Annotated in this window: 16 protein-coding genes; 2 read left to right on the top strand and 14 right to left on the bottom strand. The window is 67.1% G+C overall.

All coding sequences use genetic code 11. From position 1 onward, the window contains the following. Positions 1-257 precede the first annotated feature (257 nt). The 13 genes from ACZ60E_RS33305 to ACZ60E_RS33245 all read right to left on the bottom strand — a co-directional run bounded on the left by ACZ60E_RS33305 (position 258) and on the right by ACZ60E_RS33245 (position 12,197). Complete coding sequence (locus tag ACZ60E_RS33305; RefSeq protein WP_469445289.1) at positions 258-1,082, bottom strand: zinc-dependent metalloprotease; 825 nt, start codon at positions 1,080-1,082, stop codon at positions 258-260. Beyond that, positions 1,079-1,732: a GntR family transcriptional regulator gene (locus ACZ60E_RS33300; protein ID WP_469445287.1), complete on the bottom strand. Its 654-nt coding sequence runs from the start codon at positions 1,730-1,732 to the stop codon at positions 1,079-1,081. The genes ACZ60E_RS33305 and ACZ60E_RS33300 overlap by 4 nt, the downstream gene beginning before the upstream one ends. Beyond that, a complete protein-coding gene (locus ACZ60E_RS33295) occupies positions 1,725-2,657 on the bottom strand; it encodes an endonuclease/exonuclease/phosphatase family protein (RefSeq protein WP_469445286.1) in 933 nt (310 codons plus the stop codon). The genes ACZ60E_RS33300 and ACZ60E_RS33295 overlap by 8 nt, the downstream gene beginning before the upstream one ends. Beyond that, positions 2,654-3,694 (bottom strand): hypothetical protein, encoded by a 1,041-nt coding sequence (locus ACZ60E_RS33290; protein WP_469445285.1) that lies wholly within the window; start codon positions 3,692-3,694, stop codon positions 2,654-2,656. The genes ACZ60E_RS33295 and ACZ60E_RS33290 overlap by 4 nt, the downstream gene beginning before the upstream one ends. 486 nt (positions 3,695-4,180) lie before the next feature. After that, entirely contained in the window at positions 4,181-5,176 is a 996-nt protein-coding gene (locus ACZ60E_RS33285) for a CPBP family glutamic-type intramembrane protease (protein ID WP_469445283.1), read from the bottom strand. Then, positions 5,169-5,744, bottom strand: a complete 576-nt coding sequence (locus ACZ60E_RS33280; protein WP_469445281.1) for a GntR family transcriptional regulator — start codon at positions 5,742-5,744, stop codon at positions 5,169-5,171. Before ACZ60E_RS33280 ends, ACZ60E_RS33285 begins: the two co-directional genes overlap by 8 nt. Beyond that, positions 5,741-6,649 carry an endonuclease/exonuclease/phosphatase family protein gene (locus ACZ60E_RS33275; protein WP_469445279.1) on the bottom strand — a complete coding sequence of 303 codons (909 nt, stop codon included), beginning with the start codon at positions 6,647-6,649 and terminating at the stop codon, positions 5,741-5,743. Before ACZ60E_RS33275 ends, ACZ60E_RS33280 begins: the two co-directional genes overlap by 4 nt. Then, positions 6,642-8,045: a glutamine synthetase family protein gene (locus tag ACZ60E_RS33270; protein WP_469445277.1), complete on the bottom strand. Its 1,404-nt coding sequence runs from the start codon at positions 8,043-8,045 to the stop codon at positions 6,642-6,644. The genes ACZ60E_RS33275 and ACZ60E_RS33270 overlap by 8 nt, the downstream gene beginning before the upstream one ends. Continuing rightward, a complete protein-coding gene (locus ACZ60E_RS33265; protein ID WP_469445275.1) occupies positions 8,045-9,559 on the bottom strand; it encodes an amino acid permease in 1,515 nt (504 codons plus the stop codon). The genes ACZ60E_RS33270 and ACZ60E_RS33265 overlap by 1 nt, the downstream gene beginning before the upstream one ends. Further along, entirely contained in the window at positions 9,537-9,710 is a 174-nt protein-coding gene (locus ACZ60E_RS33260; protein ID WP_469445274.1) for a hypothetical protein, read from the bottom strand. The genes ACZ60E_RS33265 and ACZ60E_RS33260 overlap by 23 nt, the downstream gene beginning before the upstream one ends. Positions 9,711-10,006: 296 nt before the next feature. Then, a complete protein-coding gene (locus ACZ60E_RS33255; protein ID WP_469445272.1) occupies positions 10,007-10,738 on the bottom strand; it encodes a hypothetical protein in 732 nt (243 codons plus the stop codon). A gap of 448 nt (positions 10,739-11,186) precedes the next feature. Next, positions 11,187-11,675 (bottom strand): ATP-binding protein, encoded by a 489-nt coding sequence (locus tag ACZ60E_RS33250; protein ID WP_469445270.1) that lies wholly within the window; start codon positions 11,673-11,675, stop codon positions 11,187-11,189. A 48-nt stretch (positions 11,676-11,723) separates the two neighbouring features. Continuing rightward, positions 11,724-12,197 carry an ATP-binding protein gene (locus tag ACZ60E_RS33245; RefSeq protein WP_469445268.1) on the bottom strand — a complete coding sequence of 158 codons (474 nt, stop codon included), beginning with the start codon at positions 12,195-12,197 and terminating at the stop codon, positions 11,724-11,726. Positions 12,198-12,359: 162 nt separating this feature from the next. Here ACZ60E_RS33245 and ACZ60E_RS33240 point away from each other — a divergent pair, with 162 nt between their 5' ends. Continuing rightward, positions 12,360-13,760, top strand: coding sequence for a helix-turn-helix domain-containing protein (locus ACZ60E_RS33240; protein WP_469445266.1), 1,401 nt, complete (start codon positions 12,360-12,362; stop codon positions 13,758-13,760). Beyond that, positions 13,757-14,641, top strand: coding sequence for a phosphotransferase family protein (locus ACZ60E_RS33235; protein ID WP_469445264.1), 885 nt, complete (start codon positions 13,757-13,759; stop codon positions 14,639-14,641). The genes ACZ60E_RS33240 and ACZ60E_RS33235 overlap by 4 nt, the downstream gene beginning before the upstream one ends. Here the strand turns inward: ACZ60E_RS33235 and ACZ60E_RS33230 are convergent. Continuing rightward, positions 14,609-14,947 carry a hypothetical protein gene (locus ACZ60E_RS33230; protein ID WP_469445262.1) on the bottom strand — a complete coding sequence of 113 codons (339 nt, stop codon included), beginning with the start codon at positions 14,945-14,947 and terminating at the stop codon, positions 14,609-14,611. The genes ACZ60E_RS33235 and ACZ60E_RS33230 overlap by 33 nt on opposite strands. Positions 14,948-14,995 lie beyond the last annotated feature (48 nt).

Raw genomic sequence — 14,995 nt, 5'->3', positions numbered from 1 at the left:
TGTGGTGCGTGCCCGGTGAGGGCCGATCGCACGAAGAGCGCGGCAGTGCCGTTCGGTGGGCTGGGCACGGGACTTCGGTCTTCCGAACGGCCAGCAGGGTGGTGAGGGTGTGCTCTTGGAGCAGCCGGTCGGCTGCCGGGGCCCGCGTCGCCCGCCGACGAGCGACGCGGGTGTGGCCGCCCCGACCGGTCCGCACGGTGCAGGACACGGACATGCCGTTTCACGGCACGCCCGTGCCCTGCATCGAGAACTGCGGCTCAGCCCTGAAGGCGGTGGACCCAGGCGTCGGGGTCCGCTATCTCCTTCGTAGTGGGAAGGAGGGATGCGTCCTTCCAGATTCGGTTGATCCCGTGCGTGCCGTGGGCTTCCATGAGGAGTTGGATCAGGGCTGCTCCCTGTTCGTAGGCTTCAGGGTCGGGGCCGAGGTGGTGAATGCCGGGAATGTTCTTGTGGAGCCGGTAGCGCCAGGATTTCCGTGCCAGCCGGTGATCGGCCGGCGTGCCGAAGAGATGGCGGGTGACCTGTCGATCGGCCCAGGTGGCATGGCCTTCAAGGGCGAGTGTGAAGCTCTCGCGCGGGATGTTTTCCAGGTCGCGCTTGCCGGGGAAGAAGGTTTTCCAGACCGCGCCGCTACGGGCTTCGGCCTGCAGGTGGTGGACCAACTCGTGGGCCACCATCTGGTGGAGGGCGGGGCCGTCGGCCAGCAGCCCGGCGTGGCGCAGGGTCTTGGGGGTGATGATGGTCTCGCGCTGCCCGTCGGCGGCCCTTTGGGTGCTGCCGAGCACCAGGGGCCAGACCAAGGTCAGGCCGCATCCCGTGATCTTGAGTACTGCCCGGGTTGCCTTGATCTCCGGTGGTGTCAGATCCAGGTCGGCTATGTCCCGGGCCAGAACGCGCTGTGTGTTCAGCCGGGTTTCCTCGCGCCACACTTTCGGGGTCAGCAGGCGGTAGCGGACCTGTGCGGGCAAGGGGAGCCCGGTGGTCTCCGCCACGTGCGGGGCCACCGTGTGTAGGACTTCGAGCACCCGGTCGCGCAGCTCTGGGTGGCGGCGGGTCTCGTCAAGAACTTCGAAGTTGGTCATGCGGGCTCCTGCATACCGTGCTGGCTGGGGCTGTGGTATTCGCCGTTTTCGGTGCTGTCGACGTCCATCGGGACTGTGCTGTCCACTCTTGGTAGCGCGGCAGTTTCCGTCTCCGAGTAGGAGTGCGCGCCTTGCGTGGCGGGCGTCCCGCCGCTCCTCCTGGACTTCTTGCGGCGGGGAGGTGGCGTGTCGGGAAACGCGGTGGGATCTGTCGGGTCGATGACGTATGTCATGCCGCTTTCGACGCCGAGGAGTCTTTCGGCTTTCAGCGGTGCGAGAGCCACGTAGACAGTCGTGTACGAGATCCCGAATTCGGTGGCGAGGTCGCGCAGTGTCGGAATCCACGTCGAGGCTGGGTATGTGGCGTCCTTGATCCGCTGCCGGACGGCCCGTTCAACGGGGCCGCGTAGGGTCCCTCGGTGTGAGCCCTGGTCCGGAGCTGTCACGTAGGTCCCGCTGCCAGGAACCCGGTGGAGCGTCCCGTCGGCCTTGAGGGGCTTGAGTGCATCACCTACGACGTCTTGCGACACCCGGAACTCGCGGGCCAGTTCGTCTTGTCTGGGCAAACGTGCCCCAGGCAGATACCGACCGTCAGCAACGCGCGTACGAACGGTTTCCCGGACGTGTTCAGCAACGGTGAGGTCAGGCACGATCGAACCCCCGTGCCGGGTTGAGGACGTCCGAAAGGCCGTCGCCGTCGAGGACGGCCCTGACGATGTGGTGGTCGGATTCCTTTTCGTGCACCTCGATCACATCGACGCTGAGCACCACCTCCGCTACGTCGGGGGTGGCGTAGTAGCGGTCGATGCGGGCGTCCGGCCCGTGTGTGGCGCAGCCGCTGACCGTGCGGGTGACCGCGGTTCGTTCCCCGTAGGTCGCCGCTCTGTATCGGGCCACGTCCTCCAGACCGGCGGTGCGCAGCGCCTCGTCGGGGCGGTCGTCCATCCGTCGTTTGCCGTCCGGACCGACGTACGAGCGGTGCAGGCGGTGGCGACGGTCCTGGATGTCCTCCAATACCGGCAGCGGGGGGTCGCTTGGGGTGCCGGGGACGGGATAGCTGTTGTTGTCCCCGCCGAGGAGGCAGGGCATCCGTACGGTCTGGCCTTCCGGGGTGGTCCACCTCTTGTCGGCGAACCTGGACAGCCAGTGCGCCTCGGTGAGGCGTTGATCGCTGGATGAGTAGTCAAGGTGGTACGAGCCCAGGGCGAGCGGGGTGGCAGCGGGACCGGCCGGCAGGTAGCGCATGGCGAGCGCGGTGGGCGGCAGTTCCCACGAGGGTGCGGGGGTCACCGGCCCGGAGGCGAACGGCGGGAATTCCTCCACGGGTTGGAAGTAGTCCGGGTGGGCGAAGAGCGCGGTGCACGATTTCGCGCCGAGCCATCCGCGCAAGTGCAGGATGGCCTCCAGCTCGTACATGACCGCTTTGCCGTTGAGGTCCGCGGCCGGCATCTCCTGCCGGAATACGAGATGCGGACGGAGGGACGCCAGCCTCTTGTGGGCCCGTGCCCGCTTGGCACGGTTGTCGCCACCGTTATTCTCGAAATTCCACAACAGCGCGATGATTCTTGTGCTCATGACGCACCGTCCTTCTCGCCCGGCATCGGGATGTGGTGCGGCCGGGAGGACCGGCGGGAATTCCTCATGAGCGATCTCCTTCTTGCGGAGCGGCGCAGGGCTGTTCTGGGGGGCCTGAAGCGCGGGGCGGCAGTCACCGCTATTGCAGCTCCTGCAGGGGCAAGCGGCTTTTTCTTTACGTACAACCAGTGCTCGGCGGCCGCCCACACGGTCACGAGCGCGATGCCGGGGACGATGCGGTAGAGGAGCGGCAGCGGCATGACGAGTACGCCGGCCACGTCGTAGAGGGCGTGTCCGAGCAGCAGCGGGCCGACGCGGTGATACCGCAGGTAGAAGCGGGTGCACAGCAGCGCGTAGACGCCCATCATCAGCGCGGGAATGCCGAAATAGGCGTGGAAAAGGATCTCGGGGACGGCGACGGCCGTGTAGATCTGCCAGGTGGGCCGCCCCGCGGTGTGCAGCAGGAGCGCGACGGTGCCGATCACGACACCTTCCATGACGATGACCCAGGGCAGCGCGAGGAGCAGGTCAGTGCGGCTGTCGGCGCCGAGCGCGCTCGCCTGAGAGGTCCGCATGACGGGCATCCAGCCGGGACCGGTCCACCGCAGCACGAGCACCGCCGCCGTCGTGAGCGCGGTCCCGATGGTGATGCACGTCCACACCGTCACGAGGTGCTCGAACTCGGTGCGCCAGCGGTGCAGGCGTTCGTTGTCATTCAGGGGGCGTGACAGAGGGATGCCGTGCCGCATGCAGACCTCCCAGGCCAGCCACGCCAACAGGACGGTGCGGAGCAGGAGCCCGGTGGTGAAGGTCATCATCGGTATCTGCGTGTGCGCTTGCAGTTGCAACACGGGCCCGGTCATGACCGGTATGCCCAGGATGGTCAGCAGCACAGCCAGGACGGCTCGTCGTACGGGAACGCGGCCGGGCACCGTCAGTCGTGCGACCAGGAGCCAGCCCAGCCAGATCAGCTGGAAGAGAGCGGCTGCGCGGCGCACGGTGGTGTAGAGGTCGTCTGCGCCGGGGGGCCACGTCACGCCGGCGAACCGAGTGCCGCTGTCGAGCACGGCCAGAAGGACGGTGGGCCCGGCGGCCAGAACGAGCAGGGCAATCGCGTCTGCAGTCAGGTGTGGCACCGATAAGGCGGGCTGCCGACTCGTGAGCGAGGAGCGGGGTAATGAAGTACGCATGAGGTCTCTCGGAGGGGCATAGCGGATGGGAGGGGGTGGGTGGTGCCCGGCGCCGACACCGGGCACCACCCTGGGGCGACGGCATGAGCCGCCGCCGTCACGGAAGAGGCCCCCAAGGGGCGCTCTCGCGGCTAGAGGTACGTCGCTGCTTCCACACGCTGATCCGGCCAGGTACCGGACCAGAAGGCCATCAGCACCGATATCAGGCTGCTTAACAGCACGATGGAGAGGAGACGAGTCAGGATCTTCCTGCGCGGCATGTGGGACTTCCCTTACGCGTGTGCTGCGGCAGACCCGCACGGGTCGGCCGTTGGAATGGCTGCCTTCACCTGTTCAGGCACGGTCGAGCCTCCGCTGCATCTCCTTCTCCTTCTTTGCAGCCGCGCTCAGCCGGTGGTCGAGGTAGAGCACGGCGGGGAGGAGGACGCACCACAGCAACGGCAACCGGTAGGCGGCAGGGATCCAGGGAAGGAAGTCCTTGGCGTTCCACAGGGCGTGTCCGGCCATCAGGGGCAGGATGCTGCGGTGGCGCAGGTACAGCCACAGGAGTCCCGCGGCGAAGATGATCGCCCCGATGGCGGGGAGCCCGAAGTAGGCGTGCATCGCGACCTCAAGCGCGCAGACCAGGGTGTAGATCTCCCATCGGGGTCTGCTGGCGGCTGTCATCAGCGCGGCCGTGGCCGCGACGATCACGACGTCCTCGATCATCACGGAGTACACGATGGCCAGGCCGATCGTGGCCGGGCCGCTGATACCGAGGGTGGACAGCTGGCTGTCCTGCATGACCGGGATGCCGTCGATGCTGAGCCAGCGGAAGAAGAGCACCAGGTAGCCGAAGCTGAGCCCGGTCGCCGCGCAGAAGACGGCTGACAGCGCGGTGGCATGCCACAGGCGCAGCCGTTGCGTCGGCGCGGCGGGGAATCCGTTGTCCGGCACGACACCGTGGGCGCGGCAGATCTCCAGGGCCAGCCAGGCGACCGTGCATCCGAACAGGGGCTGCCCCAGGTCCGGCCAGGGGGGGTTGGGCATGGACGCGAACACGGCAGTGTTGCCCAGGATCAGCGCTGCGGCTCCTGCGCGCACTGGCGACCGCCTCACCACGAGCCGCATGAGCCAGACCGCCGCGATGATGGTGGTGATGAACCCGGCGACGTCGATCCACTCAAGTTCGTGCGGTTCCCATCGGGCGCCGTACATGCGCGACACGTGCACCGCGCCCGAGGCCAGCATGCACAGGCACGCGAGGGTCAGTACGGCGGCCAGGTGCCCGAGCAGACGGCGCGGCCGCGTATCGGCCAGCGGGAGCACTGCGGTGGAATCTTCAGGCACAGTCGAGCTCCCGTTCCGGCTCCGGATCGGTGGCGTGGTGTCCGGCCGCGGCCTGGTCGCTCTCGCCGGCCCCGGAGGGGAGCCCCTTTACGACCAGGGTGCGGCCGCCGGAAGTCGAGAGGATGCCCTCGTCTCGGAGAGCGTGCAGGCTCATATGGATGGTGGCTCTCGATACGCCGAACTCTGTGCCCAGGGTGGTCAGGGTCGGCATGAATACTCCGACGGGGTAGGTGCCGTCACCGATGCGCCTGCGGACGGTTGTCTGGATGTCGGTCCTGCCGGGGCCGTCCCACTGTGGCGGCATGGCGCCTTGTGGTGCGATCCCGCCTCGACCACCGCTGCAGGTGTCGACGATGCCGCTGTCGCGGAGCAGCCTCACGGCCATGTTGACGTAGTACCGCGTGGTGGCGAAGTGCTCGGCGATCTCGCTGATGCTGCGGACGGTGCCCGCTTTCCAGGTGCCGTCGGTGATTTCCTTGCGCAGGACGTCAGCGATCGCGCCAGGGGTGGAGGCGATGTCGTCAGGCACGGTCGTCCCGCTCGTGAGCGGAGGGCTTGAGGAGTTCACGGCCCCTCCAGGAGTGATGGTGCGTCGGCCGGTCGGGGCTCTGCGTACAGGTCGGCCACGACCGGGAGATGGTCCGCCAGGCCGCGCGTGCGGGGTGTGTCGATGACGGTGTAGGACCGCAGACGCCAAAAGAGGTTCCGTGAGGGCAGGATGTAGTCGGACCGGTGATCACGGCCGTCCTCGCCCCAGTGGCCGGCGGTTCTGGCGAACTCCAGCTCCAGGTCGGCGGCGGGGTCGACGAATCCAGCAGCCAGCAGTGCACTCATCGCCCGCCGGTCCAGGCCTCCGTAGCTGCCGTCCGGATGCTGGATCCGGTTGCCCGAATACTGCGTCGGGGGAAGCCAGTTCCAGGTGTCGGGCTCGGGATCGCCGGGAGCCTCAGAGTTGAGATCGCCGACGAGGAGGGTGTCATCCCGGTCGCCGTACTGCGTGAGCCATCTGGCCTCGGCCAGCCGGCCGGCCGGGTCGAAGGGGTCGAGATGGGTGTGCAGTACGCGTAGCGGCGCGTCCACCCCGTCGACCTGGAGGTCGGCGCGCGAGACCGTGTGGTGGAAGTTCCCCTCGGCGACGTCCGGGTAGAAGCGCAGAAAGCGGATTCCCGGCGGTCGGACCAGCGTGACCAGGTGGCATCCATGGCTGGCTGACAGAGCGAGGCGGGCCTCCATCTTCAGCGCCGCAGCGATCAGATTGATCCAGTGGCCGCCGTTCCTCTCCCACCGTTTGGCCTCCTGCAGACACACCACATGTGGGTCGAGCTCTTGGAGCATGTCGATCTGGGCGGTCAGCCGGTGATAGGAGCCGTCACTGTTACGGCCGCCGTTGAGCGTGTTGTAGGTGACGATCCGGAGATGCGGGTGCGCCGCGCGGGCGATCGCGCGAGGGCTGGGGGCCATGTCATCAGGCACGGTCGAACCACCTCTGCAGCTCTACGTCCGTGACCTGGCCTTCGACCGCGGCGAGTTCGAGCTCGCCGGCGTGGGTGTAGTGGTCCACGACCAGTGAGCCGAGAGCTTCCTGCGCGATCTTGCTGCCCGCGAAAGCGGTGAGTGCCTCGTCCAGGGTGCGGGGCAGCCGTACCGGGTCGGTCAGGGTGTAGGCGTCACCGGTGCAGGGCTCCGGCAGTTTCGGCTCGTTGCGGATACCGTCGATCATCAGGGCGAGTGTTGCGGCCATGACGAGATAGGGGTTGGCGTCAGCGCCTGCCACCCGGTTCTCCAGGTGCGGGTTCGTCTCGTGGCCAGTGATCCGCACGGCACAGGTGCGGTTGTCGTGCCCCCAGGTGGAGGTCGTGGGAGCGAACGAGTGCGGCCGTAACCGCTTGTACGAGTTGGAGTTCGGGGCGTGGAGCAGCGCCAGCTGCGGCAGGCCTGCGACCAGTCCGGCAACGGAGTGCTGCAGCAGCGCGGGCAGTTCGTCGGGCCGCAGGGTGTGGAACGCCGAAAAGTCGCCGCGCCACAGGGAGACGTGCAGGTGCATGCCGCTGGCCAGGCCGGTTTGCGGGGCGGCCATGAACGTCGGGACCATGCCGTGCCGGGCGGCGATCTGGCGCACGGCGTGCTGGTGGACCGTGTAGGCGTCACAGGCTCGCAGCGGGTCCCCGTAGGGGTCCTCATACGGCCATGTCACCTCGACCTGCCCGGGTGCACCTTCCGTCTTGACCGCCTCGACCGGGGCGCCCGCCGCGTGGAGGGCTTCCTGGAGGTCGCCGAAGAACGCGCTCAGGGCAGGAGGATGATCGAGCGCATAGTCGAGGTTGTGCGGGGAGACGGGCGTCAGGCCCTGGTATCTGCGGCGCCGTGCGTGCGCCGCGGTGTGCCGGTAGAGCATGAACTCGCTTTCGATGCCCACCTTCGCTTTCAGTCCGAGCGCTGCGAGCTTTTCGATCTGCCTTTTGAGGATCTGCCGGGGCGCGATCTCGACCGGGCTGCCGTCGGGGTGGAGGGCATCGCCGTGCACCAGGACGGTGCGCGGCAGGTAGTTCAAGCGGCGGATGGTGCCCCGGTCGGGGACGACGCGCAGGTCACCGAACCCGTCGTGCCAGCCCGTCAGGGGGTATCCCGGCTGCGGGGTCATGTCCGGGTCCGTGGCCAACACGTATGCGCACATCTCCGGCCCGCCCGGGAGCCGGTCCAGGAACGTCTGGGCATCGAGGCGTTTGCCCTTCAGACGGCCCAGCATGTCGGGCACGGCAACCATCACTGTCGTGATCTGGCGGTCCCGTACCAGGCCGTCGAGTTCCTCCGGCGTCAGGAAGGGGGGCGGTACAACGTAGAGGGGTGCGCGGCTGGTCTGGTCGGTCATCACATCACGCCCTCGGACAGCGCCATGGTCTCGGCGTCACTGCCGAGCTTCGGGATCGTGTACGAACGCTTGCCCTTGGTGATCCAGGTGAGCCACGCGATGAACAGGACTACGGCGAGGGCGACGCCCGCGTAGTTGAACGACTCTGCGGTGATCGGCGAGGCCTGGGGCAGGCAGAAGACGACGGTCAGCACGCTCACGTAGCCGACCGAGATCCAGCCGAGCGGCTTGCTCCAGGCGCCCAGGTGCCAGGGGCCCGGGGTGAACTTCTTCGGGTGGCGGCGCCGCAGGTAGACGGGGATCACGTAGGCGGGTGTGATGCCGATGACGTTGATCGCAGTGACGGCGGCGTAGGCGGTCGGCGAGTACAGGCTGGGCAGTGCCAGGAGCAGCGCGATCCCCACCGACAGCCACACCGCGGGGATGGGGGTCTTGGTGCGGCTGCTGACGCGGCGCCAGGTCGCGGAACCGTAGAGGGCCCCGTCCCGAGAGAACGCGTACACCATGCGCGATGCGGCGGCCGTCTCCGCGTTCCCGCAGAACAGTTGCGCGACGATCACCACGAGGAGCAGGCCCTTGGCCACGCCGGTGCCCAGGACGTCGATGAAGATCTGTGCGGGCGGCACGCCGGTGCTGGTACCCAGGGTGCCCGCGTAGTCCTCGATCGCGAACAGCAGGCCGGCCAGCAGCACGAAGCCGGCTGCCCAGGACCAGGCGATGGCGCGGACGATGCCCTTGGGCGCTGCGATCTGTGCGCCCTTGGTCTCCTCCGACAGGTGGGAGGAGGCGTCGTAGCCGCAGAACGTGTACGCGGCCAGCAGGCAGCCCAACGCGGCCACATAGACGGGGTTATCGAAGCCGGTGCCGTTGTTGAAGTGCGTGAACACGAAGTCCGCGCTCTGCCGCTCGCCCGGCGCGAAGGTGAGCAGTCCGACGATCAGCGCGACACCGAAGAGCTGCCACCACACCGAGATCGAGTTGAGGACGGTGACCAGGCGCACCCCGAGCGTGTTGAGGGTGCCGTGCAACAGCAGGATGCCGGCGAATATCAGCATCGTCGTCTCGGGCGTGGGCACCAGACCCCACTGCAGGTTCGCGAACGCCCCGACGAACAGCGCACACCCGTAGTCGATCCCGGCGATCGCGCCGAGCAGACCGAGCAGGTTGAGCCAGCCGGTGACCCAGGCCCAGCGCGGGCCGCCGAGGCGGTGGGCCATGTAGTACAGGCCGCCCGAGGTGGGGTAGGCGGAGGTGACCTCGGCCAGGCACATGCCGAGGATCAGCGTCATGAGGCCGATGCCGACCCAGCCCCACAGCATGACGGCGGGGCCGCCGGTGTTGAGGCCGTAGCCGAACAGGGTCAGGCCGCCGGCCAGGACGCAGATCACGCTGAAGCTGACCGCGAAGTTCCCGAAGCCGCCCATACCGCGCTTGAGCTCGGGCGTGTAGCCGTGCCCGCGCAGCGCGGCGTCGTCGTCGAGCGGACGGCGGCTAGTTGATCGTCTGTGCGACATCAGGCACCTCGGAGGAGAAGGAAGGGGTGGAGGGGGAGTGAGTGGCGGCAGCGTCATCAGGGAGGCCCTTGGTGATGAACGTCAGGCTGCTGAAGGGGCTGAACATCAGCGCGAGTAGAGGCGGGTAGCCGGTCCTGCGCAGTTCGGCCATGCCTGCCAGTACCTCGCTAGTCGATCGTCTGAACAGCACCGTGAACCTCCGGCGAGGAGGGAAGCGGGCAGAGCGTTCGTGTGCTGACGGATGCGCTGTAGGAGAGGCCCGGAAAGATCAGGGACACGCCGCCGGCCAGGTGCAGGGCCAGCGAGATACGGAACACGCAGCGGGCGGCACGGACCGGCTTGCGCGTGAGGCGTTGTAAGTGCAACGGGGAATTCCTTTGAACGGGTCGAAGGGGATGTGACGGCGGGCCTGGAGGCCGCGAGCGGGATGTGGAGGGCCTCGGATGGTCATCGGCGGCTCCGGTCTCTGAGGGCAGGGCGGCGGGCTTTGAGGAATTCCTCGCTCCATTCCTCCGGCGTATGGGCGACCTGGGACCAAGGAGCGGTGGTCACGTGAGGGCCGATCGCCTCGAACACCTCAGCCGCGCGGCCGACACCCGTGGCCGTCAAGCCCTGGGCGAGGTGGTTCAGATCGAGCAGCGACCTGGTGTCCGGCTCTTCCTGCGCGGGCTGGGTCACCTTGAACCAGTCCTCCAGCGCTCTGCGTGCGTAGTGGGCTTTGTCCTCGGTGGACCAGTACGCGAGCACGCTCAGGGTCTGTCGCTCCTCCCACTGCTTGCGGTACTGATCAACGAACGCGTACAGCGGCAGAACCTTCAGCGGGGACCCCACGGGGGCTCTGGCGGCCACCCACTGCGCGAAGGTGATCAGCTCATTGCCACGGGCACGGAAGACGGCGAGCATCCGGTGGAACGCCTCCCGGTTGTTGGGGTCCCGCTCGTTCACCTCGCGCCACAGCCTCCACGGCCCCATCGGCAGCATGTCCTTGCGTTCCAGCCAATTCATCGGGCTGTGCGGATCCCGCCAGTCGGTGTCCGCCTGCGCCAGAGCCATCCGGCTCAAGTGCGCCACGGGGCTCGCCGGCCACAACTCCTCAGCAACGTCACACGCGTACCGGGCCCCGAGGACGGCCTGCTTGAGATCCCGCCCGGACACCCCTTTGCGGTGGGCGACGACCACGCTCTCGGACCGTTGGCGGGCCCGCATCTGCCATGCGAGGTAGTTGTTGGGCTCCTCCTCGCACCACGCCGCAATGGCACGCGTTCCGACTGCGCCGCGGCCGAGGACCTGACTGCGGCTGCACCACAAATCCCAGGTATTCGTGTCCTGAAGCAGCGTTTTCGTTTCGAGCCACCGGCCCAGTCGGAGGTCTTCCAGAGCGCGACTCAGGTCTGCGTCCCGGCCGGCCGGGTGAGGAATCGCCAAGTTCATGTCACTTCTGACCATCGGGGCGCCCCTGCTTCGAACGAGGGGGGTGAAGCAGAGAGGCGCACTGGCCTGGTGCGCGTAAGAGGGTCATGGGGGTTGAGTCCTCAAAACAGGGGGGTGGAGAGCCGCCGAGCGACAACCCAGAGAGCTCTGATCTCTTGGGGGAGCCAGAGGTGAACGGCTGTGGCCCGGCGGCCGACTAGTGAGTGCCGCCTGACACGGGCGGGCCGTACCTGATCCGTGCTTGGACGGTCTTTGTGGTGCCGTCCTCCGAGACGAACCAGCTGAGTTCGCCGCCGAACCGCTGCACTCGGGCGAGACCCGAATCCTCTGCGGCCAGCGCTCTCTCGAAGTTCGGAAACCTGGGGCTCAGGTCTGTCACGTCGATCCGCAGCGTTTCGTCTTCATCAACGGACAGGACGAGGCCGATTTCTTCTCCGGGAGGACGCACCCCGTTGTGGCTGACGGCGTTCTCCACCAGCTCGTGGACAATGCGAACCGCCTCGTCCTGGTCCCCGCGCCAACTCGCAGCCGCCAACCGGGTACGCGCGAACATCCGAGCGCCCAGCGCGGTATCTTCCGTGATGACGAGGCACTTCGGCCAAGACTGCGGACGATGCGCCATAGGCAAGGCGGGACCGGTGGAGCCTTCATCCGGGATCAGGGCCGGCGCCGGGACGTGTTCCATATCGATCCTTCTCAGAAGGTGAGGGGGCGCCAGTGCGTGGTGTATGGATTACTGGGTTTCGTTGTGGAACAAGGTGACCCAGACGTCTTTGCCGCCATCAGCCGCCGGCGTCACGCCGTATTCGTCGGCGTACGCCGCGACGAGGTGCATGCCTCGTCCGTCCTCGGCGTCGAGGGAAGCGAGTGTCATGCGGGGAGGAGCCGGTTCCGTGTCGTGGACGCACAAGAACAGCCCGTCTCCGGGAACACGAGTCAGCACGAGACGGGCACTCGGGGCCCCGGTGTTCCCGGAGGGCGGGACGTGCTTCACGACGTTCGTGAGCAGTTCGGACAAGGCGAGCCGGGCCCGATCAACCAGTGGTTCGAGGTCCCACAGGCAGACGAGTTCACCGACAATCCGTCTCGCGCCTCCCACCGCTTTCGCAGTCACGGCGAAATCCATCTCGAACGTGCCTGGGGTGCTACGTGCCATGGCGGTCATACCCGTCGCTGGCGAGGTGTGCCGTTCTAGAAGTTCGGTCATCTCTCAGATCCACTTCGGTCTGCAAAACCTCTCCATCGAGGCCTGACAGCGGTGTGTACTGGTGTGGAGCCGTTCAGCAACTATTCAGTCAGGCCGTGAGGCCCGCGTGCACATCCGGATGCGGACACTTGAGGAATCCGCATCGCGAGGCGAGGAACCCCGATGCCACAGCCAGAGAAGGCGCTCACTCCAGATGCTTCACCGCGGGAATGGTTCGGTGCCGAACTGCGGTACTGGAGAAAGCGGAAGAATGGACTCCGGGCTGCGCAGTTAGGGCCGATGGCGCAGGTCAGCCCTTCAGTCATCTCAAAGATCGAGAAGGGTAGTTATCGCTGTCAGCGCGAACTCGCAGAGCGTCTAGATGACGTCCTGGAGACGGGCGGCGTGCTCGTCCGGGCCTGGGGGATGGTCTTCGGCGATGCGGATAAAAAGCAGCCTGATGCGGATAACGGCTCCTTCGCCCCCCTGGAAGGAACCATTCAGGTCCACGCGGGCCGCATCCTGGGCAGAGACCCCTCTGCCTCACGACCCAGGAGCCCCGACGTGGACCGACGTAAATTCTTCGTCACCGGCAGCCTTGCAGTGATCGCACCGGGTGAACTGGCGAACCTCGTGGCCCCCGCATCACCCCCGGATCTCCCGCGGGTGATCAGCCTTCGCGAGATCGAGCAACTGCACTACGCCGCCAACGCTCTCCACGTCGCAGACAACAAGCACGGCGGCGGCGGCCTCGTCAGCATCATGGCGAGCCGCAGCATGGAGTGGGCAGTCCGCTTGCTGTCCGTCCGATGCCCCGAACGGTTCCAAGCCTCGTTCCTCTCTGCCATTGCCCGACTAGGCATAGTCGTCGGCGCCTCACACTTCGACGCCTACGCGCACGACGACGCCCGCGTCGCGTTCAAAGTCGCCTCGGAATGTGCCACCGAGGCCGGAGATTGGCACTTGCGCGCCAAGACATACAGCTTCCTCGCGCGCCAAGCGATCTGGATCGGCGATCCCGACACGGGTCTCACCTACGCGGACACCGGCCTGGTGCGCGCAGAGCGGCTGACGGCCACCGAGAGGGCCATGCTGCACAGCGCCCGTGCCCGAGCCTTCGGGAAGCTCCACGACGTTCCAGGCACGCTCACCGCGGTGGGCCAAGCCGATGACGCTTTCGCCCACTCCGATCCGGCCAACGATCCGCCATGGATGGCCTACTACGACAGGGCGCAGCACGCCGGAGACACCGCTCACGCCCTGTACGACATCGCCATGCACATGCGTCAGGACCCGGGCCAGGCCCGGAGGCGTTTCGCGGACGCTGTCGCAGGCCACGACGGAACCCAGTGGAACCGCTCACGTGCGATCTCCTGCACCAAGCTGGCGTCACTCACCATGGCCAAGGGCGACCCCGCAGAGGCCGTACAGATCGGGCATAGAGCCCTCGATGACGCGGGGCTCCTCACCTCCCGCCGTGCAGCCGACGATCTCAGAGAGCTCGGCCGGCATGCCGCTCAGCACCGCACTCTCGAACCGGCCGTGGAACTACGTCACAGGATCAAGGGCATTCTCCAGACATGACGAACCCCTCGGCTCCTTCTCGCGCAGCACTGGAAAGGGCCTGCGCCATCGCGGGCTTCGACCCCGCTGAAGCCCGTGCCATCCGCGTCGCCGAAAACGAAATCTGGCGCCTCCCTGACCACGTGATCGTACGAATCGCGCGGGCCGGGCAAGGGGACGCTGCGGCCCGCGAGGTACGCGTGGCACTGTGGCTGGCTGACAATCAGGTCCCTGCCGTCCGACCACTGCGCATCGACCAGCCGGTGGACGCGGACGGCCAACCGGCCACGTTCTGGGAAGAACTTCCGGAACACGAGGCCGGATCAGTCCTCGACGTGGCCACGCTCCTGAAACCACTGCACGCACTACCGATCCCCGACGACCTACAGTTCGGCGAGCTCGACCCATTCGTGCGGGTCGCCGACCGAATCGACGCAGCAACGTCCCTGTCCGACGACGATCGCGACTGGCTGCACCAGCGCTTGGAGGACCTTGCTGCACGGTGGCAACGCCGCCCCAAGGGACTGCCCGAATGCGTCGTGCACGGTGACGCGTGGGTGGGGAACGTCGCCCGTACAGCAGAGGGGTCGATATTGCTCGACTTCGAGCGCGTCTCTGTCGGTCCTCCAGAGTGGGATCTCGTGTCCACCGCGGTGAAGATGACGACGACCGGCGCCGTCTCGCCCGCCGAGTACGCCCAGTTCTGCGACGTCTACGGCACCGACGTGACGTCTTGGGAGGGCTACGAACTGCTCGCAGGAGCACGCGAGTTGCGGATGACCACGTATGCGGCTCAGCACGCCGCCACGCGGCCGGAATGGCGCGCTGAGGCGCAATATCGTGTCGACTGCCTGCGCGGTCACGCCGCGTCACCTCCCTGGCGCTGGAAGGGCATCACGTAGTCGACGTCGACTCTGAAGTGGAGGTGCGACAGCGAATGCCTTGGCGACGATCATGTCGGTGTTCGGGCTCGCCCGGAGGCCGTGAGCGGTGAACTTCTGGTTTGCGATATAGGGGGTACCGGCCCGGTCTGCGAGCAGTTCCACGCGGTCGTTGAGCACGCCACCCTTCATGTGGTCACCGTGTTTGACGGCGAGCTTGCGGGACGCGAGATTGCCCTTGACCGTGCGTGTGTAGAACGCCGGATGCTTGGGATCATCTGCGCCCAGTTCCTTCAGTCCGGGGCTGAGGCCCGATGGCGTAGGCATACGTCCACGACCTCGGCATGCCGAATTCACCGGCCGCTGGGCGTCACC

Source organism: Streptomyces sp. NPDC102514, assembly GCF_055584525.1.
The sequence above is the reverse complement of the archived record's forward strand: the minus strand, read 5'-3'. Positions and strand labels throughout refer to the sequence as shown.

What these genes read in the sequence shown, in the direction of transcription:
- ACZ60E_RS33305 (WP_469445289.1), bottom strand. Translation starts at nt 1,082, where the DNA reads ATGACCAACTTCGAAGTTCTTGACGAGACCCGCCGCCACCCAGAGCTG.
- ACZ60E_RS33295 (WP_469445286.1), bottom strand. Translation starts at nt 2,657, where the DNA reads ATGAGCACAAGAATCATCGCGCTGTTGTGGAATTTCGAGAATAACGGT.
- ACZ60E_RS33270 (WP_469445277.1), bottom strand. Translation starts at nt 8,045, where the DNA reads ATGACCGACCAGACCAGCCGCGCACCCCTCTACGTTGTACCGCCCCCC.
- ACZ60E_RS33265 (WP_469445275.1), bottom strand. Translation starts at nt 9,559, where the DNA reads ATGTCGCACAGACGATCAACTAGCCGCCGTCCGCTCGACGACGACGCC.
- ACZ60E_RS33260 (WP_469445274.1), bottom strand. Translation starts at nt 9,710, where the DNA reads ATGGCCGAACTGCGCAGGACCGGCTACCCGCCTCTACTCGCGCTGATG.
- ACZ60E_RS33250 (WP_469445270.1), bottom strand. Translation starts at nt 11,675, where the DNA reads ATGGAACACGTCCCGGCGCCGGCCCTGATCCCGGATGAAGGCTCCACC.
- ACZ60E_RS33245 (WP_469445268.1), bottom strand. Translation starts at nt 12,197, where the DNA reads ATGACCGAACTTCTAGAACGGCACACCTCGCCAGCGACGGGTATGACC.
- ACZ60E_RS33240 (WP_469445266.1), top strand. Translation starts at nt 12,360, where the DNA reads ATGCCACAGCCAGAGAAGGCGCTCACTCCAGATGCTTCACCGCGGGAA.
- ACZ60E_RS33235 (WP_469445264.1), top strand. Translation starts at nt 13,757, where the DNA reads ATGACGAACCCCTCGGCTCCTTCTCGCGCAGCACTGGAAAGGGCCTGC.
- ACZ60E_RS33230 (WP_469445262.1), bottom strand. Translation starts at nt 14,947, where the DNA reads ATGCCTACGCCATCGGGCCTCAGCCCCGGACTGAAGGAACTGGGCGCA.